Here is an 18,506-nt window from a genome sequence, read left to right on the forward strand (position 1 = left end):
GATCGGGGACCGCTCAGCGCGTGCCCATCGCCGCCGCCAGCGCTGGGACGAAGTCGTGCACCCCGGCACGCAATTCCTCCGGCCATCCGCGCGGATCGGGCGGCACCGACAGGCGCACAGCGCCGTAATCCGTCAGCATCAGGTAGATGCGCTCATCACTTCGATCATAGGCAAGGAAGACGCCGCCATCGCGGCAGCCTGACGGGCGGCAGGCCCAGCCCTGCAGGAAGCGCTCCGCCACCAGCGCGACCGGCGGGCCGGGGTCGCGCAGCCGGGCGGCCAGCGCGCTGCGATGCCCCCCGCTGTTGAAGCGCAGCCCGGTGGTCAGTTCCGGCCGCTGCGCCAACGCCAGGACGGGCTGGCCGACCACGCTCACGATGTCGTCCTGTGCGGCCGCCGGGCCGGCCAGCAGGGCCATCAACGCCAAGGCGCAACGCCACCGCTGCCGCCGCCGGCCAGGGTTGCGGGTGCGGGCGGCGATCTGCCCCCGCAAGGTCGTCCGATGCATGGTCACGACTGCATCATGTGCCCCAGCACGGCCGCGGCCGCCAGCGCCGACAGCACGCCGCCCAGCCGGCCGGGTCCGGGCTGGGCCAGCGCAGGGGCAGCGGGCGGCAGGGCGGCGCCGGGGAGGGTGGCGCGGCGGGCGACCGGAGGCGTGCGCCCCCGGGGCTGGGCGTGCTCCCTCGGCAGGCCGCGCGGCTGCAATGGGCTTGTAGCCGGTGCCGGCGGCGCGCCAACCTTGCGCCGGCGCCCCGGCCGCGGGGCACGGACCCGGGACGACATGACCGAGACCTTGGACCACCTGTTCGACCGCAACCTGGAATGGGCCGAGCGCAAGACGCGCGAGGACCCGACCTTCTTTCGCCGCCAGTCGGAACAGCAGACGCCGAACTACCTCTGGATCGGCTGCTCGGACAGCCGGGTGACCGCCAATGACGTGCTGGGCCTCGACCCCGGGGAGGTCTTCGTCCATCGCAACATCGCCAATGTCGTGCATACCGGCGACCTCAACATCCTCTCGGTGCTGGAATATGCGATCGACACGCTCGGCGTGCGGCATGTGATCGTGGCCGGGCATTACGGCTGCGGCGGGGTGCAGCGGGCGATGGTGGAACGGCGCGGGGCGCTGGTGGACCATTGGCTGCAGCCGCTGTCGATGTTCTTCCGCAAGCATCGCGCGGTGTTCGACGCCATGCCCGACGACGCGCACCGCTTCGAACGGCTGTGCGAGATCAACATCGAGATGCAGGTCCGCCGCGTGGCGGCGACGCCGATCGTCGAGAATGCCTGGGCGCGCGGCGTCGAGCTGCACCTTCATGGCTGGATCTACGGCATGCATGACGGGCTGCTGCGCGACCTTGGCCCGCATGTCTCCTCGATCGCCGGGCGCGACGCGCTGCCGTCCATCGACAGCTGCGTGCATCATCGGCGCGAGGCGATCAGCGCGGTCCGCCGCCATGCCATCTCGGCCTTCACGGGCGCGCCGTGCTGCGAGGGCAGGTGACGCGTGCCGTGGCGGCGCTACCATCTCACCATGACGAACCCGCCGCGCTACGACGACCTGCCCCGCCCGCCCGATGATCCGACCGGCCTGCCCCTGTCCTGGGGCGTCTGGGGCCCGGATGACCAGGTCGGCACGCTGAACCGCATCACCGAGGCGACGGTCGCCGCGGCGCGCGAGGAGATCCGCACCGGCCGTCGCTTCAACATCAACCTGCCGCTCGACGAGCCTTTCGGCCTAGCGCTGCCCGGCGCGCATCGCCGGCGGGAGGCGCCGCACCCTGTCATGCTGTCGGAGGAACATCCCGGCCGCGTCACTCGCGACGACCGGCTGGACGGCTTCTGGCTGCAGGGCAGCACGCAGTGGGATGGGCTGTCGCATTTCGCCGACCCGACGCATGGCTTCTACAACCACGCGCCGCTCTCCTCGATCGTGCATGGCGCGGACAGCCGCAACGGCATCGACAAGGCATTGGCGCATGGCATCGCCGGGCGCTGCGTGCTGGCCGACTTGGTCCGCCATTTCGCCCGTACCGGGCGCGACTGGTCGCCCATGGGCGGGCAACGCGCCGCCGCCGAGGACCTCGCCGCCTGCCTCGCCGCGCAGGGGACGGCGCTGCGCCCGGGAGACATCCTCCTGGTGCGCACCGGCTGGCTAACCGCCTTTCGCGCCGCGCCGGATGCCCAGGCGCGCCACCTCATGATCCAGGGCGTGAACGGCGCGCGCGATTATTCGGGGCTGGATGGCAACGAGCCGATGTGGCGCTTCCTCTGGGATGCCGGCATCGCCGCGGTCGCCGCCGACAACCCGACCGTCGAAGCCTGGCCAATCTTTCCCTGGAAGCCGGCGCTGCACCTGGCCATCGCGCGACTCGGCCTGTGCCTGGGCGAGTTCTTCGACCTGGAGGCCTTGGCCGCCGACAGCGCGGCAACCGGGCGGTACACGGGCTTCATGACCGCAGCACCGCTGAACCTGCGCGGCGGGATCGGCTCGCCGGGGAATGCGCTGGTCATTCGGTAGGAGCCCGCCGGGCTGAAACCCACTGGCGCCGCTGCCGGACTCTGCGCCTGGGGCGTCATGTCGAGGGTCAAAACGGTCCTTCGGCCTCTCGCCAGGCGCGGCACCGCGACGGGCGGCGCGCCTCTCCGCACGCGCTGCTCATCCCACCGCCCGCAGCACCAGCCACACCCCGAGCAACCCCAGCGCCACCTGCACCACCTGCCGGAACGCCGCCTCGTTCAGCCGCCTGCGCAGCCGCCGCCCCACCTCCATTCCGGCGAAGGCGGGCAGCAGCCCCAGGCATGACGCCAGCCCAACGCCCACCGGCAGCATGCCGCCTCCGGCGAGCCCCGCCGCCATCGATCCGTTCACCATGACCACCGCGAGGCCGAAGCCCTGCACGAACTGCTCCCGTGGCAGCCGGATCGCCTGCAGCCAGGGCGCCGCCGGCACGATGTAGCTGCCGGTCAGCCCGGCGATCGCGCCCGAGACCAGCCCCATCGGCGGCCCCAGCCAGGATTCGGTGCGCGCACCCGGCGCCGGCAGGCTGGGCGCCGCCAGCGCCACCGCCGCCGACCCCACCAGGCACAGCCCGAGCAGCCCCGACAGCAGCACGACATCCGCCCGCGCGAGTTGCCCCGCTGCGAGGAAGGCCGCCAGCGCCGAGCAAAGTAGGAACCCCCCGATGCGCGGCGCCACCTGCCGCAGCGTGCCGCCCGTCACCGCCTGCCAGATATTGGTCGCGAAGGAGGGCACCAACATCAGCGCCATCGCCTCCGGCAGCGGCCGGAACAGTGCGAGCAGCGCAATGCTGACGGTCGGCAGGCCGAAGCCCGCCACCCCCTTCACCAGACCGGCGATCAGGAAGATGGGGAGGATGAGGAGGAGTTCTGCCATTCGCCCATCCTCGCACGCACCCGCTCCGCATCGGTCAGGCCCACACCGAAACGTGGCGCGAGCCCCAGCGCCGCCGCCAGCGGCACCAGCCAGATGATGCGCGCCTGATACCGGTCCACCGGCACGGACAATGCCCCGGTGGCGAAGGCATTCACCACCACCGCCACCAGCATCCCGCCCAGCAGCCCCGCCACCACGCGGTCATGCCGCCGGACCGCGCGCCACAGCGCCACGAAAGCCAGCGCCAGCGAGACCATCACCACCGGCACCTGCGGCGCGAGCCACGGCGCCGCCAGCGCCGGCAAGTCGCCGCGCATCTGCGCCCCGGCGTCAAAGGCCGCGAGCGCCGAGGCCGGCAGCCGCGCCACCGCCCGCCGGGCGGACAGTGCGAGGTGCCGGTCGCTCAGCGTGTCCCCCACCGCGAAGCGCTGCAGTTGCAGCAGGGTGTTGCGCGTCATCGCCTCGGCCACCTCGAGCGGATGCTCGCGCAGCGTCGCCGCGATGATGGAAGCCGCCTCCGGCGCCAGGCGCATGCCGCCCATGGCGATCGGTCGCCCATCGACGCTGCGGTTGGGCGGCGCCTGCGCATCCCACAGGAAGGCATCGCTATCCATCGGCAGCCGGTCGACGAAGCCGCACAGATGCCACCCGGCCTGCGGGCAATGGGCGCGAATGGTCGCCGCCGCCGGCCCGTCAGCCTGCAGCCGCGCCAGCAGGAACACCGCGCCATGCGGCGAGAGCGTCGCCCGCCCAACGACCCAGGCATTGACGGCCACCAGGCCGCCCACCGCCAGCACCACCGGCAGCGCCGCCCGCAGCGCCGGCACCAAGCGGCGCGAGACAAGTCCAACGAACACCACCAGCGCCAACGCCGTCGGCAGATGCGACAGATGCACCGCCACCGCCAGCGCGCCGAGCAACACCAGCCACACCGCCTCGGCCGCCGCCAGCCTCTCCCGCGCGAAGCCCAGCAATAGCAGGCACAGCGGCCCAATCGCGGCGAAGATGTCGGGCATCAGCGTCACGGCGAACCATGGCGCCGCCGTCAGCCCCGCCACCCCGGCGCACAGCAGCCCATGCCCGACCGCTGAGGCTTTGCCCCGTACCCCACGCTGCGTCAGCCACAGCAAATGCGACAGGATCACTACCTGCGCCACCGCCGGCCCCCACAGCGACCAGCCCGCCTGGAACAGCGCCAGGAAGCCGCCATAGGCCGGCGACTTGTCCCACGGCCATTCCGGAAACAGCGATTGGCCGAGATAGGAAACGCTGTCGATGAACACCAACGGATAGCCGTTGAGCAGCGCCGGCCACAGCAACAACGCCGCCCCGCCGAGAATGGCCAGCACCGCGATCATGCGCGCCGCCGTGACAGCAACAGCATGGCGGCGACCGGCAACAGCCAGGCGATGCGGGCCTGATAGCGTGGGAACACGCCGGACAACCCACCCGTCGCCGCCGCATTGACCACCACCCCCAGCAGGATCGCGCCGAGATACGCCAGCGCCACCACATCCCCCGCCTGCCAGGCCCGCCAGCCACCCCAGGCCAGCAACGGCAGCGCCAGCAGCAAGACCCCGGCATCCAACGCGTTCAGCGGCGCCACCACCGCTGCCAGCACACCGCGCGCCTGCATTCCGGCATCGAAGGCGGCCAGTTCGCGCGGCGGGAAGCCCTCGGCGATGCGCGGCCGCAGCGCGGTGGCGAGGTTCTCTGCCCCCAACGTGTCGCCAACCCCGACCGTGACCATCTGTCGCAGTGTATTGCTCAATACCGCTTCCATCACCGCGACGGGGTGCGCGCGCAGCGTCTCGCTCACGATCTTCCCCGCCTCGGCCGAGATGAGCGCGCCGCCGAGAAAGCGCGGCTGCCCGGCCGCATCGCGATTCACCGGACTGTCGGGGCGCCAAAGAAAGTCATTCGCGTCCATCGGTAGCCGATCGACGAAGGCGCAGAGATACCATCCCGCATCGGGGCAGCGGTCGCGGATGACCTCGGTCGCCGGCCCATCTGCCTGCAACCGCGCCAGCATGAAGGTCGCCCCATGCGGCGAGAGCGCCAGGCGCCCATGCCCGACCAAATTCGTCACCAGCAACAGCACCACCGCCGCGACGACCGGCACGGCGACCCAGGCGGCATCGACGATCCCGCGCCGCCGCGGCAACCCGGCCAGCAGCGCCAGCGCGACCATCGCTGCCGCCAATGGCAGATGCGACAGATGCGCGGCGATCCCGACACTCGCCAGCGCCACCACCCAGCCCCTCTCGCCCGCGCCCAGCGACCCTCGCCCCGGCCCCAGCAGGAACAGCGCCAGCACCACCACCGGCGCAAAGACATCCGGCATCAACATCGCGCCGGTGAAGGGCGCGCCGGTCAGCAGCGCCGCCACCAGGCACACCGCCAGATGCCGCCCCGCCGCCGCCCCACCCAGCGCGCGCTGCACCAGCCACAGCAAATGCGACACCACCAGCCCCTGCGCGACCATCGGCAACCACAGCGAGACGCGCCAATGCGTCAGATGCAGCAAGGGCCCATAGATCCAGGGCTTGTCCCAAAGCATCAGCGGCCCGAGCGTCTGGTGCAGGAAGCCGCCGGTATCGCTGAACACCAGCGGATAGCCGTTCAGCACCGCAGGCCACAGCAACAGGGCGGCGCCGGCGAGGATGGCGGCGGCCGCCCTCATGCCCGCGCGCACCGCGCTCGCCACCCGGCCCGCCCCAGGCTGTCGCTGTGGTTGGAGATCATGGCGGAATGCTCGCCTCGGCCTGCCCGGCTGGCAAGGCGGGGGCGTCACGCCACCGCACCGGGCTTCGTTGCCGCCGCCAAATGCGATCTCCCACGATGTCCTGGACCGTCGTAGCCTGCCTCATGCGTTGGACGCGCCAGCGCCGCTGCGGGAGGATCGAATGGACGTGCTCGGATGGCCTTCGTGGGCGGGCGGGCGGCGACGTGGGTTGTTGGGATCGAGTTCGCTGCTCGCCGGGGCCGTTGCCATGCTGGCGGTCATGTCGCTGCCGCCCCGGTCAGCCTTCAGTCAGGCCACGCCGGCCCCGGCCGCCGCCCCGCAGCCGGTCGCCACCACCGGCCAGCAGGACAATCTGACCCAGGCGCAGCTCGAACAGCTGCTCGCCCCGATCGCGCTCTATCCCGACGACCTGCTGATGCAGATGCTGATGGCCTCGACCTACCCGCTCGAGGTGGTGCAGGCCAAGCGCTGGCTTGGCCAGGGCCAGAACGCCGCGCTGCGCGGCGACGCGCTGGCGCAGGCACTGGTGGCGCAATCCTGGGACCCCTCGGTGAAGTCCCTGGTGCCCTTCCCCGACGTGCTGACCATGATGAACGATCAGCTCGAATGGACGCAGCAACTCGGTGACGCCGTGCTGGCCCAGCAGCAGGATGTGATGAACAGCATCCAGGTGCTGCGCGGCCGCGCCCAGGCCAATGGCGCGCTGCAATCGGGCCCGCAGCAGACGGTGAATGTGACGCAGACGGTCAACGTGCCGCCGCCGGCACCCGGCGCGCCGCCGGTGGTGGTGGCACCGCCCCCGCAGGTCATCACCATCGCGCCGACCCAGCCGGAGGTGGTCTATGTACCGGCCTATGACCCCAATGTGGTCTATGGCACCTGGCCCTACCCGCAGAGCCCGCCGGCCTACTACCCCCCGCCGGTCGGCTGGGGTCTCGGCAGCGCGTTGCTCACCGGCATGGCCTTCGCCGGTGGCGCGGCGATCGTCGGTTCGCTGTGGGGCTGGGGCAGCCCCAATTGGGGTGGCGGCAACATCAACGTGAATGCCAGCCGCTACAACAACATCAACGTCAACCGTAACCAGATCAGCGGCAACAACTGGTCGCACGACACCACCCACCGTGGCGGGGTGGCGTATTCCAACGACCGGGTGCGCAACAACGTCGGCGCGAACCGCCCCGGCGTCGATGGCGCGAATCGCAATCAGGCCCGCGACCAGATGCGCGGCCGGGTGGATCAGGCACAGCGCGGCGAAGGTATCGGCGGCGGCCCTGGCGGCATTGGTGGTGCCGGCCGTCCCGGCGGCGCGGGTGGCCCGGGCGGCATTGGTGGTGCGGGCCGTCCTGGTGGTGCGGACGGTCCAGGCGGCATCGGTGGCGCCGGCCGCCCCGGTGGTGCGGGCGGTCCAGGCGGCATTGGTGGCGCCGGCCGTCCCGGCGGCGCGGGCGGTCCAGGCGGCGTTGGCGGTGCCGGCCGTCCCGGTGGTGCGGGCGGTCCGGGCAGTGTTGGTGGTGCGGGCCGTCCTGGTGGTGCGGACGGTCCAGGCGGCATCGGTGGCGCCGGCCGCCCCGGTGGTGCGGGCGGTCCGGGCAGTGTTGGTGGTGCGGGCCGTCCTGGTGGTGCGGACGGTCCAGGCGGCATCGGTGGCGCCGGCCGCCCCGGTGGCGCGGGCAGTGCGGGCAGCGTTGGTGGTGCCGGCCGCCCCGGCGGCGCTGGTGGCCCCGGAAACCGTGGTGGTGCGATCCAGCAGCGCCCCGCCGTCGGCCAGAGCCCGAGCGGACGCCCGCAGGCCCGCCCGGCGCAGACCCCGGCGCGGCAAGCACCGCAAGGCTTCCAGGGCATGGGCGACGGCGGGCGTGACCGCGCGGCGGCGCAGCGTGGCGCCTCCAGCCGGCAGGGCCAGGTCTCGGCACGTCAGGGTGGCGGCGGTGGCGGACGCGGCGGTGGCGGCGGCGGACGTGGTGGTGGCGGGCGGCGGTGAGGAACATGGCAATGACCAGGACATCCCTGATCGGCGGCCTCGCCGCCCTGTTGATCGCCTCAGCCGCGCTGGCCCAGGCACCGGCCCCGGTGGTACCCCCTGAGGCACCGGCCGCCGAATCCCGGCCGGCGGCGCGGCGGACGATCCCGCCGGCGACCTATCCGACGCCGGAGGCCGGCTTCGCCGCGCTCGTCGCCGCGTTGCGCGCGCCGGGCGACCGGCAGGCGTTGCGCGTCCTCGGTACCGCCGGGGTGCGGCTGGTGCGCTCGGGCGACCCGGTGGCGGACCGCGCGGCGCGCGAACGCTTCCTCACCGCCTATGATCAGAAGTCGGAGATCGTTCGCCCGGCACCTGACCGGGCCGAGCTTCAGGTCGGCGATGATGGCTGGCCCTTGCCGCTGGTGATGCTGCAACGCGGCGGCGTATGGCGTTTCGACACGGCCGCCGCGACGCAGGCTGTCGTGGACCGCCGCATCGGGCGCAATGAACTCGACACCATCGACGTGTTGCGCGAGCTGGTGCGCGCGCAGGACGAATATGCGCGCACTGCCGGACGCGTCGGCGCGTTTCGCACCTATGCGCGGCGCTTCTTCTCCACCCCCGGGCAACGCGACGGGCTGTATTGGCACACCGAGGAAGGCGAGCCGGAGAGCCCGCTCGGCCCGCTGGCCGCGGCGGCGAGTGCCGGGGGCTATTCGCATGGCGGCGGCGATACGCCGCAACCCTTCCATGGCTACCTGTTCCGCATGCTGGAATCACAGGGCCCGGCGGCACCGGGCGGGGCGATGGACTACATTGTGAATGGCCGGATGATCGGCGGCTTCGCGGCGGTCGCCTGGCCGGCACGCTACAGTGTCTCGGGCATCAAGACCTTCATGGTCAGCCATGACGGGCAGGTGTGGGAACGCGACCTGGGACCGCAGACGGCACGCGAGGCGGCGGCAATCACCACGTTCAATCCGGGCGAGGGCTGGACGCGCGTCGCGGAGTAGGCGGGTAACGGAAGCGCGGAGGGGGGCGCCGCAATCGCGCTGGGGTGGTGCCGCCCCGCGGTAGAGCCGGAGAGGGCTTTGCCCCCTCCGGGCCACCCCCACCAAAGGCCAAAGGGCCTTTGGAAACCTCGATCTAGCGCAGGGCACTACGGGCAGGCGCGCTCCGTATGAGACGCCCCGCGCGCCAAAGCGGGCCTCGGCAGTCATCCTGACAGCAACGCGCGATGCCGACAGACGGCAGTCCAAGGGGGACGTGCCCTTTGGCGGGATGGTTCAAAGGCGCGGCCCCCCTCGGATCTTCCGCGCGGCGGTTGCGATGGACTCGTCGTCTTTGTTCGTGTTATGTTCCAAAAATCAACGGGTGCCCTGCACCGGCACTGCAGCCGATAGGGACGTAAAATCCTAAAATCCCAAAGTAACAGCCCGCCGCCTCATGACGCGAACAGGCACAGCACATTGCCCTCCGGGTCCGCCGCATGCAGCGCATATTCCCCCGAGGGCAGCGGCCCCGGCGGGTCCAGCACGGCGACCTTGGCCATCAGCAGCCGGCGATGCCAGCGTTCCACCTCGTCGCGCGAATCGAGATGGAAGGCGAGCATCACCCCCGGCTGCCCCTCGCGCGGGAACAGCGCGTCGCCGCGCGCGCGCAGCGCCAGGCTGACATGGCCGAGGTCGAAGCGCAGCCAGCCGCTGCCGGTCTCTGCCGGCGGCCCTTCCAGGATGCGCTCGTAAAAGGCGCGCTGGCGGTTGATGTCGCGGCAGGGAATGACGACGGCGTCGAGATGCGGGGGTTTCGTCACGCGGCTCCGGTCCAGCGGGCGGCCGCTTCGTCGTCCTCGGCCTTCGCCGCGACCCAGCGATGGTCGCCCGAGGCGAATTCCTCGCGCTTCCAGAACGGCGCGCCAGTCTTCAGCCAGTCGATCAGGAAGGCGCAGGATTCGAGCGCGGCGGCACGATGGGATGATGCGGTCAGCACCAGCACGATGGGTTCACCGGGCAGGATGCGGCCGGTGCGGTGAATGATGGTGCAGGCAGTCAGCGGCCAGCGCGCCTCGGCCTGTTCGGCGATGCGGGAGATCGCGCGCTCGGTCATACCCGGATAATGCTCGAGCACCAGCGCGGCGAGCCCGTCATCGCCCCGGCACACGCCAAGGAAGCTGGCGACACCGCCAACATCGACCCGCCCCGCGGTCACGGCCGCAGTCTCGGCGGCCAGGTCGAAGGCCGCGTCCTGCACCAGGATCCGTGCCATGGTCAGCCGCCGGTGACGGGGGGGAAGAAGGCGACCTCGTCATTCGCCGCGACCGGCTGGTCGGGCGTGGCGAAGTCCTGGTTCACCGCGGCGCGCACCTGGCGCGGGTCGGCGAAGGCCGCGGCATGGCCGCTCGACCGCGCGGCGAGCCAGCGGATCAGCCCGGCAACGTCGCGCACCTCAGCCGGCGGCGCGACCTCTTCCTCGGCGATGCCGACCTTCTGGCGCAACCATGCGAAATAGAGGACCCGCATGGGATCAGCGCGGGGTCGGGATGGTGGTGACGCGGCCGCCCGGCTGGATGACGGTGGTGGTGCCGCCATCGCGCACGGCAACGCCGCCGCCGGCGCTGTTCGGCTGGCTCAGCGTCTGCACGCGGTCGGTGCCGCCGGTGACGGTGCTCGGCGGCTGGCCGGGCACCTGCAACTGCGTGCCTTCGACGCGGGAGGCGGGCGGCAGGGTTGGCGCCCTCGGGCGCGCCGGTTCCGGGGTGGCGTCCGGCCCCGGCGTGGTCAGCACCGACGGCGGCGTGGATGAACCCGGCCGGCGCGTCTGTGCCTCGATGTTGGGTCGCGGCACCGGGTTGTAGTCCGGCACCGATCTCAGTGCCGCGTCGGGTCCGCGCGGCGTGCCGCTCAGCAGTGTGCCGACCGATGCGCGCAGATCCTGCATGCTCTCGGATTCCAACGGCGTGAATTCGACATCCTGGCCCGTCACGCGGCGGATCGTCAGGCTGTCCCCCTCGACGACCGGGTTGCTCGCCATGTTCCAGGAAGGTTGCCAATCGGGGCCGCAGCCGGCCAGCAAGGTGGCGACCAGCAGGACACCGCCTCGGGATGCGCGCTGCATCGTGTTTCGCTCCGCCATCATGGTGTGAAGATGCGCCCGCCGCCCGCCACGCTCAAGGGCTGGCCGCCGTGTTGTCTGGCGTCGCGCCGGCTTGCGCGGCCCGCGCATCGGCCTGACCCGCGTGGCGCAGCCCGGCCTGCAGATAGTCCCAGCCGGTCGCCAGCGTCAGCGCCGCCGCGATCCACAGCCCCGCCTCGCCGATCAGCGAGACCGGCAGCACGCCGAGGCCAATCACCGAGGCACCGCTATCGCCGGCGAGAAGCGTGCCGAGCGCGCCCATCTGGAAGCCGGTCTTCCACTTGGCGAGCCTGGTCACCGGCAGGCCGACGCGCAGTTCCGCGAGATATTCGCGCAGGCCCGAGACCATGATCTCGCGCAGCATGATGACGATGGCCGGGTACAGCGCGGCGGCGGACAGCCGGCCAAGCCCGGCCAGCAACATCAGCGCCGCGCCGACCAGCAGTTTGTCGGCGATCGGGTCGAGCATGCGGCCGAAGGAGGAGGTCACGCCGCGGTCGCGCGCGATCTTGCCGTCGAAATAGTCGGTGATGCCGGCCACGCTGAACACGACGCAGGCCGCCATGTCGCCCCAGGCCGTGCCGATCGCGGCCACCGCGACCAATACGGGAATGGCCGCGATGCGGGATAGCGTCAGCAGGTTGGGTAGGTCTGTCGGCATGCGTGAGGCTGCTTTAGCCGGTCCCCGCGCGCGGGGCCACCGTCGCGCCGGGGTGGAAATGGTCATGGATGCGGCGCGCGGCGGCCGGGCCGATGCCGGGGCACGCCTCGAGGTCGGCCAGCCCAGCCTGGCGCACCCCGCGCGCCGAGCCGAAATGGTTGAGCAACCGCCGCTTGATCGCGGTCCCGACGCCGGGGACGTCATCCAGTTCCGATTTGGTCAGTGTCTTGGACCGCCCCGCGCGATGGGTCGAGATCGCGAAACGGTGCGCTTCGTCGCGCAGCCGCTGCAAATAATAAAGTACCGGGTCGCGTGGCGGCAGTTGGATCGGCTCGCGCCCGGCCATGTGGAACCATTCGCGCCCGGCGTCGCGGTCGGGTCCCTTGGCGACGGCGACCAGCGGGATGTCCTCGACGCCGAGTTCGGCCATCACCGCCTGGGCGGCGGAAAGCTGGCCGGCGCCGCCATCGATCAGCACCAGGTCGGGCCAGGCGTCGGACTCGCGGCTCGGATCTTCGCGCAGGGCGCGGCCGAAGCGCCGGTCGAAGACCTCGCGCATCATCGCGAAGTCGTCATTGCCCGCTGCCGTCTTGATCGAGAACTTCCGATAGGCCTGCTTCATGAATCCCATCGGACCGGCGACAACCATCACGCCATAGGGGTTGGCACCCTGGATGTGGCTGTTGTCGTAGATCTCGATGCGCTCGGGAGGCGTCGACAAGCCAAACAACGTCGCCACGCCATCGAGCAGCTGCGCCTGAGCGGTGCCTTCGGCGAGCCGGCGTTCCAGTGCCTCGCGCGCATTGGTCGCGGCGTGGTCGATCGCCTCCTTCTTCTCGCCCCGCTGCGGGCGATGCAGTTCGACGCGCCGGCCGGCCTTGATGGTGAGCGCCTCGGCGATCAGCGCGGCCTCCGGTGGCGTGTGGGAGAGCAGCACCAGCGGCGGCGGCGGCAGGTCGTCGTAGAGCTGGGTGAGGAAGGTGCCCATCACCTCCTCCGCCGTCTGGTCCTGCTTGGCGTGGTTGAGGAAATAGGGTCGGTTGCCGTTGTTGCGTCCACCACGGAAGAAGAACACCTGCACGCAGGACTGCCCGGCCGCCTGGTGCAGCGCCACCACATCGGCATCGCCGACGCCGTCGAGATTGACGCGGTCGGTTCCCTGCACATGCGTCAGGCCGCGAATACGGTCGCGCAGCGCGGCCGCGCGCTCGAATTCCAGATGCGCGGCGGCGTGTTCCATTTCGGCGGCCAAGCGCTTCTGAATCGAGGGCGTCCCACCGGAAAGGAACTCCTTCGCCTCGCGCACCAGCGCGGCGTAGTCATCCTTGCTGATGCGGTCGACACAGGGTGCCGAGCAGCGCTTGATCTGGAACAACAGGCAGGGCCGCGTCCGGCTGTCGAACACGGTGTCGCGGCAGGAGCGCAGCAGGAAGACGCGCTGCAGCGCCGTGATGGTCTGGTTCACCGACCAGGCGGAGGCGAAGGGGCCGTAATACGACGCACCCTTGCGGCGTTCGCCGCGATGCTTGGCGATCTGCGGGTAGGGATGGTCGTCGGTGATCAGCAGCCAGGGATAGGATTTATCGTCGCGGAGGACGATGTTGAAGCGCGGCCGCAACCGCTTGATGAAATTCGCCTCGAGGAGCAGCGCCTCGGCTTCGGAGGCAGTGGTGACAATCTCGAGACTGCGCGTCTCGAACACCATGCGGCGCAGGCGTTCCGACAGGCGTGACACCTGCGTGTAGGAGGTGACGCGTTTGCGCAGCGAATGCGCCTTGCCGACATAGAGCGCATCGCCCTTGGCATCGAGCATCCGATACACGCCAGGCGCGAGTGGCAGGGTCGGCAGGGCGGCCTCGATGACCGCCAAACCGTCCTGCGGGGGGCCTGGTTCTGCGGGCTCGGTCATGGCGCGACCAAGATGACGGCACCCGGAGCCGATTTGTCCACCAAACTTGTGGATAAGTCTGTGGGCGAAGGGCGGCCGAAGGTGTGAAGTACGTGGTTACAAAAGGGTTTCAGCGACCTGCCCTGGAATTGGGCGGTTCTGATTTTATTGACGAAGCTATTGAATGTAAAAGATAAATTTGAAAGGGCTGCGACGAAGGCAGCGTCAAGATGGAATCTTCGCTTGACCCGCATTGCCGCAAACACGCCTTGGCCGGGCAGTGGACAAAATCCGCCCGCGGACGGTTTCAAAATCGCGTCCTTTCAACGACAACGCCGACACTGGTCACATCCGGAAGCACGTCGGGTTTCTCGATCGACACGCGCACACGCAACACGCGAACATCCGCGAGCATCGCTAGCGCGATGCGTTCCGCGAGGGTCTCCGCCAGACGAACGTGTCCCGCGCATGCGATTCGACGCACGGTTTCTGCGACGACCCCGTAGTCGACGACCCTTGATAATTCATCGGGTCCCTCGGCGGAGGGAGCATGCGGGTCGCGCACCGCTAGATCAACACCAATGACCACACGCTGGGATTGTATTTTCTCGTGCGCGTACACGCCAAGTCGCGCCTGCAGCGTCAGGCCGCGCACGAAGACATGACGCACACCGGCGGCGGCGTCGGGTTCGATCGTCATTCCTCAGGCTCCACGCCCTGTCCGGGCGACCATTGCAGATGTTGCCCGCCATCGAGGGCGATCATCTGCCCGGTCATCGATGGCAAGGCGAGAATTGCCAGCAGCGCTCGCGCCACTTCCTCGGGCGAGGTGCTGTGGCGCAGCGGCACGGACCGCGCCTGGCGGTCGAACTGTTCCTGCGACTGACGTGGGCTGGGCAGTGCCGGGCCGGGGCCGATCGCATTGACGCGGATGCGCGGCGCCAGCGCCATCGCGAGCGACTGCGTCAGCGTCCACAACGCCGCCTTGGAGACGGTGTAGGAGACGAAATGCGGCGTCAGCGACCAGACACGCTGGTCGAGCATGTTCACCACCACGCCCTCCGCCCCGGCCGGCAGCGCGCGGGCGAAGGCCTGGGTCAGCACGAAGGGCGCGCGCAGGTTGGGCTCGATATGCTGGTCCCAACTGCCGCGCGTCGCGTCGTGCCATTCGTCGCGCTCGAAGGTCGAGGCGTTGTTCACGAGTACGCCGACCGGCCCGATCGCGGCCTCCGCTGCCGGCAGCAGGCGCACGACATCGGCCTCCGATGCCAGGTCGCCCTGCACCGCCACGGCGCGGCGGCCGAGGGCGCGGATCGCGGCGACCGTCTCCTCGGCGTCGACCAGGCTGGCGGCGTAGTGGATGGCGAGGTCGAAACCGGCCTCCGCCAGGGCGATCGCCATGGCGCGGCCGAGGCGCTTGGCGCCACCGGTGATGAGGGCGCTGCGCGGGATGCTGTCGGGAATCGCCATGGTGCTTTGAATGGCGCTTCCCTTCGTCGAGGGCAACGGGCAGCAGTAAGGTCGGGGGAGAGAACTCCCCCGATCCCCCTCCTTTTTCTATCTGTTGGAGACGACCGCCGGGGGCAGCGCCATGGACAAAAAGCGGTGGGGGATTCGGGGGAAGTGCCCTCCCCCGCCTGCCGCGTTCAGGCCATCGCCGCCTTGCGCACTTCCTCGCGGATCTCGCCCATCAGCCGTGCCTTCAGCGTGGCGAATGCCGGCGTCGTCTTCATCGTCCAGTCGCGCGGATAGGGCAGGGAGACCGGCACCTCGGCCTTGATGCGCCCGGGCCGCGCCGACATCACCACGACGCGGTTGGCGAGGAAGATCGCCTCGTCGATGTCATGGGTGACGAACAGCACCGTCTTGCGATCCGCGTCCCAGATCTCCAGCAGCAGTTCCTGCATCAGCTCGCGCGTCTGGTGGTCGAGCGCGCCGAAGGGCTCGTCGAGCAGCAAGATCTCGGGATCATTGGCCAGCGCGCGCGCCAGGGCGCAACGCTGCTGCATGCCGCCCGAGAGCTGCCGCGGCCAGTGGTTCTCGAACCCCGTGAGGCCGGTGCGGGCGATGAAGCGTGCCGCGATGGCCTGCTGCTCGGCTTCCGGCACGCCGCGTTCGGCCAAGCCGAAGCGGATGTTCTGCGCGACGGTCAGCCACGGGAACAGCGTGTAGGACTGGAACACCATGCCGCGATCCGGCCCGGGCGCCGTGACGGGCACGCCGTCCAGCGTGACGGTGCCGCCGGTGGGTTGGTCGAGCCCAGCGACGATGCGCAACAGCGTCGATTTGCCGCAGCCGGATGGGCCGAGGATGGCGACGAATTCGCCCGGCTCGACCATCAGGTCGATCGGCCGCAGGGCGAGCATCGGCGCCGCGCCGCGATGCCCCGCGAAGCTGCGGGTGACGCCGGTGATGGCCAGGCGCTTGCGGCTCATGGCGCGGACCGCCGCACGTCACGGCAGATGGTGGCATCCGCGTAGCAGACCCAGACCGTGACGCGGTTGGCCGCCGGATCGACCATCCCCGCCGGGCCACGCGGCGGCGAGAAGGGGTCGGTCGCGCCATAGCCGCGCATGTGCACGAGCTGCGCCGGGATGCCGAGGCGGATCAGTTCCGCGCCGGCCGCCCGGGCGCGCGCCAGGCCCATCGCCCGGTCATGCGGCGGCGGCACCGAGGCGTCGGTGAAGCCTTCGACGACATACCACCGGCCAGCTGGCGGCTCGGCGGCGATCTGCGCGAGCACGGCCAACGCCGCCGTATCGAGGCGCGCATGCCAGCCGTCGAAGTGAATTTGACGGACCGGCGTCGGCGTCAGCGCCGCCGCGTCACGCAGCCCGGCGGAAAGGATGACCAGCGCCAGCAGAGCCCGACGCATCACAGCACCGCCCAGGGAAACAGCCGCCGGTTCAGCGCCTTGAACAGGAAGTCGGTGACCAGCCCGATCACGCCGATCACCACGATGCCGAAGATCATCTGCCCGGTGTCCAGCAGGCGCTGGCTGTCCATGATCATGTGGCCGATCCCCGAGGTCGCTCCGATCAGCTCCGCCACGATGACATAGGTCCAGGCCCAGCCGAGGACGAGGCGCAGCGTCTCCATCACCTGCGGCGCAGCGGCGGGGATGATGACACGGCGCAGGATGCCGCGCGAGCGCGCGCCGAGGGTGTAGGCGGCCTCGACCAGGTCCATGCGCGTCGCACCGGCGATCAGAGCGACCATGATGACGACCTGGAAGAAGGACCCGATGAAGATGACGGACAGCTTCTGCGCTTCGCCGACGCCGGCCCACAGGATCAGCAACGGGATGAAGGCGGAAGCCGGCAGGTAGCGGGCGAAGGAGATGAAGGGCTCGAAGAAGGCCTCGACCGGCTTGAAGGCGCCCATCATCAGGCCGAGCGGCACGCCGGCCGCCGCCGCGATCAGGAAACCGCCGACGACACGGAACACGGTGATGGCGATGTCGCCGGCGAAGCCGAATTCGGTCAGCAGCGACCAGCCGGCGAGCAGCGTGCGTTCCGGCGATGCCAGGAACAGCGGCGGCACCCAGCCGGACCAGGTTGCGGCCCCCCAGAAGGCCACGAAGACCACGAAGAAACCGGCGCCCAGCACGATGCGGGCGCCGGTCGAGACGGGGACGAGCGGCTTCATCTCACCCGAGGAAGGTGGTGTTCAGCAGCGGCGCGAGGTTGACGTCCTGGCGCACCACGCCGGTCTCGCGCTGCACGGTGTGCGCCTTCTGCATGAATTGCGGCAGGCCATTGGCGACGTAGTCCTTGTTCTTCGCCTGGTCGAGCCATTCGATGAACTGCGCGCTGGCCTTGAACTGCTCGCCAGTCTGGTTGACGCGGCGGCCCATGATCTCGAACGAACGGTCGGGTTCATTCGCGATCATCGCCAGCGCGTCGAACCACGACTTCACCACGCGGCGCACCGCTTCCGGGTTCGCCTGGATGAAGGCGGGCTGGAAGGCGAGGGTGTCGACCACGCAAGCGTAGTCGAGCGTGGTGGCGAGGATCCTGCCCTTGTCCGCCCCCATGCCGCGCACCTGCGACAGATAGGGCTCGTAGGTCGAGCAGCCGTCGAACTGCCCGGCGACGAAGGCCTGCGCGGCCGGCTGCGGGGCCAGCGTCGCGGCGGTGATGTCGCGGATGGACAGCCCGTTCTCGCGCATCATGTAGGCGAGCACGAAATAGGGCGTGGTGCCGGCGCCATCCACGGCGATCGTCTTGCCCTTGAGGTCGGCCCAGCCAGTGATCGACGGGCGCACGGCAACGCCGTCGCCGCCGCGCGAACGGTCCAGCACCAGCACCTGCACGAGCGGTGCCGCGCTGGCCCACAGGATCATGGTGTCGACCGTCGTGACGACGCAGTTCAGCGCGCCGGCGACGAGGGCGAGGTTGCGCTCGCGCTGCGGCACGAATTTGGTCTCGACCTCGATGCCGTTGGCGCGGAACAGCCCGGCCTGCTCGGCGAGCGTCAGCGGCGCGAAGCCGGTCCAGCCGGACATGCCGATGGTGATCTTGGGCAGGGTCTGGGCGCGCAGGGCGGCCGGCGCGGCCAGCAGGCCGGTGGCGGCGCCGAGGAGAAGGCGGCGGTCCATGTCACACGCTCCGTCGGAAAGGGGGTCCTTGCCCTATCTATCTGAGCGGCCGGGCGGTGCAAGCGGCCTGCGCGCCCGGCCGGCCGCGGCGGTACCGGCAATGCCCATCGCGATGGCAG

Annotated in this window: 20 protein-coding genes; 4 read left to right on the forward strand and 16 right to left on the reverse strand. The window is 70.5% G+C overall.

All coding sequences use genetic code 11. The annotated features are described in order from the left end of the window. Positions 1 to 13: 13 nt before the first annotated feature. Positions 14 to 514, reverse strand: coding sequence for a hypothetical protein (locus tag IEY36_RS22150; RefSeq protein WP_188970958.1), 501 nt, complete (start codon positions 512 to 514; stop codon positions 14 to 16). A 270-nt stretch (positions 515 to 784) separates the two neighbouring features. Here IEY36_RS22150 and IEY36_RS22155 point away from each other — a divergent pair, with 270 nt between their 5' ends. Both IEY36_RS22155 and IEY36_RS22160 read left to right on the forward strand, forming a co-directional pair. Next, positions 785 to 1,507 (forward strand): carbonic anhydrase, encoded by a 723-nt coding sequence (locus tag IEY36_RS22155; protein WP_188970960.1) that lies wholly within the window; start codon positions 785 to 787, stop codon positions 1,505 to 1,507. 30 nt (positions 1,508 to 1,537) lie between these two features. Next, a complete protein-coding gene (locus tag IEY36_RS22160) occupies positions 1,538 to 2,524 on the forward strand; it encodes a cyclase family protein (protein WP_188970962.1) in 987 nt (328 codons plus the stop codon). Positions 2,525 to 2,662: 138 nt separating this feature from the next. Here IEY36_RS22160 and IEY36_RS22165 read toward each other — a convergent pair whose 3' ends face one another. The 3 genes from IEY36_RS22165 to IEY36_RS22175 are packed head-to-tail and all read right to left on the reverse strand — an operon-like array spanning position 2,663 to position 6,083. Beyond that, entirely contained in the window at positions 2,663 to 3,400 is a 738-nt protein-coding gene (locus IEY36_RS22165) for a sulfite exporter TauE/SafE family protein (RefSeq protein ID WP_188970964.1), read from the reverse strand. Next, positions 3,364 to 4,758: a hypothetical protein gene (locus IEY36_RS22170; RefSeq protein WP_188970966.1), complete on the reverse strand. Its 1,395-nt coding sequence runs from the start codon at positions 4,756 to 4,758 to the stop codon at positions 3,364 to 3,366. Before IEY36_RS22170 ends, IEY36_RS22165 begins: the two co-directional genes overlap by 37 nt. Continuing rightward, positions 4,755 to 6,083 (reverse strand): hypothetical protein, encoded by a 1,329-nt coding sequence (locus IEY36_RS22175; protein WP_229681497.1) that lies wholly within the window; start codon positions 6,081 to 6,083, stop codon positions 4,755 to 4,757. Before IEY36_RS22175 ends, IEY36_RS22170 begins: the two co-directional genes overlap by 4 nt. Before the next feature lie 223 nt (positions 6,084 to 6,306). On the opposite strand from IEY36_RS22175, the gene IEY36_RS22180 reads away from it, so the two are divergent. Both IEY36_RS22180 and IEY36_RS22185 read left to right on the forward strand, forming a co-directional pair. Continuing rightward, entirely contained in the window at positions 6,307 to 8,127 is a 1,821-nt protein-coding gene (locus IEY36_RS22180) for a DUF3300 domain-containing protein (RefSeq protein ID WP_188970968.1), read from the forward strand. 11 nt (positions 8,128 to 8,138) lie between these two features. Continuing rightward, complete coding sequence (locus tag IEY36_RS22185) at positions 8,139 to 9,119, forward strand: DUF2950 domain-containing protein (RefSeq protein ID WP_229681498.1); 981 nt, start codon at positions 8,139 to 8,141, stop codon at positions 9,117 to 9,119. Positions 9,120 to 9,550: 431 nt separating this feature from the next. Here IEY36_RS22185 and IEY36_RS22190 read toward each other — a convergent pair whose 3' ends face one another. From IEY36_RS22190 to IEY36_RS22245, 12 genes are all read right to left on the reverse strand, one after another. After that, positions 9,551 to 9,919, reverse strand: coding sequence for a VOC family protein (locus IEY36_RS22190; RefSeq protein WP_188970970.1), 369 nt, complete (start codon positions 9,917 to 9,919; stop codon positions 9,551 to 9,553). After that, complete coding sequence (locus tag IEY36_RS22195; protein WP_188970972.1) at positions 9,916 to 10,371, reverse strand: molybdenum cofactor biosynthesis protein MoaE; 456 nt, start codon at positions 10,369 to 10,371, stop codon at positions 9,916 to 9,918. Before IEY36_RS22195 ends, IEY36_RS22190 begins: the two co-directional genes overlap by 4 nt. A 2-nt stretch (positions 10,372 to 10,373) precedes the next feature. Then, on the reverse strand, positions 10,374 to 10,625 hold the full coding sequence (gene moaD, locus IEY36_RS22200; protein ID WP_188970974.1) for a molybdopterin converting factor subunit 1: 252 nt from the start codon (positions 10,623 to 10,625) through the stop codon (positions 10,374 to 10,376). Positions 10,626 to 10,629: 4 nt separating this feature from the next. Then, positions 10,630 to 11,220: a hypothetical protein gene (locus IEY36_RS22205; RefSeq protein ID WP_188970976.1), complete on the reverse strand. Its 591-nt coding sequence runs from the start codon at positions 11,218 to 11,220 to the stop codon at positions 10,630 to 10,632. A gap of 52 nt (positions 11,221 to 11,272) precedes the next feature. Then, on the reverse strand, positions 11,273 to 11,899 hold the full coding sequence (gene pgsA / locus IEY36_RS22210) for a CDP-diacylglycerol--glycerol-3-phosphate 3-phosphatidyltransferase (protein WP_188970978.1): 627 nt from the start codon (positions 11,897 to 11,899) through the stop codon (positions 11,273 to 11,275). Between the two features lie 13 nt (positions 11,900 to 11,912). Further along, positions 11,913 to 13,808 carry an excinuclease ABC subunit UvrC gene (gene uvrC / locus IEY36_RS22215; RefSeq protein ID WP_188970980.1) on the reverse strand — a complete coding sequence of 632 codons (1,896 nt, stop codon included), beginning with the start codon at positions 13,806 to 13,808 and terminating at the stop codon, positions 11,913 to 11,915. A 286-nt stretch (positions 13,809 to 14,094) separates the two neighbouring features. Continuing rightward, entirely contained in the window at positions 14,095 to 14,487 is a 393-nt protein-coding gene (locus IEY36_RS22220; RefSeq protein ID WP_188970982.1) for a dihydroneopterin aldolase, read from the reverse strand. Then, complete coding sequence (locus IEY36_RS22225) at positions 14,484 to 15,257, reverse strand: SDR family oxidoreductase (RefSeq protein WP_188970984.1); 774 nt, start codon at positions 15,255 to 15,257, stop codon at positions 14,484 to 14,486. Before IEY36_RS22225 ends, IEY36_RS22220 begins: the two co-directional genes overlap by 4 nt. A 176-nt stretch (positions 15,258 to 15,433) precedes the next feature. After that, positions 15,434 to 16,222, reverse strand: a complete 789-nt coding sequence (locus tag IEY36_RS22230) for an ABC transporter ATP-binding protein (protein ID WP_188970986.1) — start codon at positions 16,220 to 16,222, stop codon at positions 15,434 to 15,436. After that, the gene (locus IEY36_RS22235; RefSeq protein WP_188970988.1) at positions 16,219 to 16,662 is read right to left on the reverse strand and encodes an OmpA family protein; all 444 of its coding nucleotides are present in this window, start codon (positions 16,660 to 16,662) and stop codon (positions 16,219 to 16,221) included. Before IEY36_RS22235 ends, IEY36_RS22230 begins: the two co-directional genes overlap by 4 nt. Beyond that, a complete protein-coding gene (locus IEY36_RS22240; protein WP_188970990.1) occupies positions 16,662 to 17,435 on the reverse strand; it encodes an ABC transporter permease in 774 nt (257 codons plus the stop codon). Before IEY36_RS22240 ends, IEY36_RS22235 begins: the two co-directional genes overlap by 1 nt. Position 17,436: 1 nt before the next feature. Beyond that, on the reverse strand, positions 17,437 to 18,387 hold the full coding sequence (locus IEY36_RS22245; protein WP_188970992.1) for an ABC transporter substrate-binding protein: 951 nt from the start codon (positions 18,385 to 18,387) through the stop codon (positions 17,437 to 17,439). Between the last annotated feature and the right edge of the window lie 119 nt (positions 18,388 to 18,506).

It is taken from the genome of Neoroseomonas lacus, from assembly GCF_014644535.1.
GTDB lineage: Bacteria > Pseudomonadota > Alphaproteobacteria > Acetobacterales > Acetobacteraceae > Neoroseomonas > Neoroseomonas lacus.

Coding starts and splice junctions, on each gene's coding strand:
- IEY36_RS22155 (WP_188970960.1), top strand. CDS start 785: ATGACCGAGACCTTGGACCACCTGTTCGACCGCAACCTGGAATGGGCC.
- IEY36_RS22160 (WP_188970962.1), top strand. CDS start 1,538: ATGACGAACCCGCCGCGCTACGACGACCTGCCCCGCCCGCCCGATGAT.
- IEY36_RS22165 (WP_188970964.1), bottom strand. CDS start 3,400: ATGGCAGAACTCCTCCTCATCCTCCCCATCTTCCTGATCGCCGGTCTG.
- IEY36_RS22170 (WP_188970966.1), bottom strand. CDS start 4,758: ATGATCGCGGTGCTGGCCATTCTCGGCGGGGCGGCGTTGTTGCTGTGG.
- IEY36_RS22175 (WP_229681497.1), bottom strand. CDS start 6,083: ATGAGGGCGGCCGCCGCCATCCTCGCCGGCGCCGCCCTGTTGCTGTGG.
- IEY36_RS22180 (WP_188970968.1), top strand. CDS start 6,307: ATGGACGTGCTCGGATGGCCTTCGTGGGCGGGCGGGCGGCGACGTGGG.
- IEY36_RS22185 (WP_229681498.1), top strand. CDS start 8,139: ATGACCAGGACATCCCTGATCGGCGGCCTCGCCGCCCTGTTGATCGCC.
- IEY36_RS22195 (WP_188970972.1), bottom strand. CDS start 10,371: ATGGCACGGATCCTGGTGCAGGACGCGGCCTTCGACCTGGCCGCCGAG.
- moaD (WP_188970974.1), bottom strand. CDS start 10,625: ATGCGGGTCCTCTATTTCGCATGGTTGCGCCAGAAGGTCGGCATCGCC.
- IEY36_RS22205 (WP_188970976.1), bottom strand. CDS start 11,220: ATGCAGCGCGCATCCCGAGGCGGTGTCCTGCTGGTCGCCACCTTGCTG.
- pgsA (WP_188970978.1), bottom strand. CDS start 11,899: ATGCCGACAGACCTACCCAACCTGCTGACGCTATCCCGCATCGCGGCC.
- uvrC (WP_188970980.1), bottom strand. CDS start 13,808: ATGACCGAGCCCGCAGAACCAGGCCCCCCGCAGGACGGTTTGGCGGTC.
- IEY36_RS22220 (WP_188970982.1), bottom strand. CDS start 14,487: ATGACGATCGAACCCGACGCCGCCGCCGGTGTGCGTCATGTCTTCGTG.
- IEY36_RS22225 (WP_188970984.1), bottom strand. CDS start 15,257: ATGGCGATTCCCGACAGCATCCCGCGCAGCGCCCTCATCACCGGTGGC.
- IEY36_RS22230 (WP_188970986.1), bottom strand. CDS start 16,222: ATGAGCCGCAAGCGCCTGGCCATCACCGGCGTCACCCGCAGCTTCGCG.
- IEY36_RS22235 (WP_188970988.1), bottom strand. CDS start 16,662: ATGCGTCGGGCTCTGCTGGCGCTGGTCATCCTTTCCGCCGGGCTGCGT.
- IEY36_RS22240 (WP_188970990.1), bottom strand. CDS start 17,435: ATGAAGCCGCTCGTCCCCGTCTCGACCGGCGCCCGCATCGTGCTGGGC.
- IEY36_RS22245 (WP_188970992.1), bottom strand. CDS start 18,387: ATGGACCGCCGCCTTCTCCTCGGCGCCGCCACCGGCCTGCTGGCCGCG.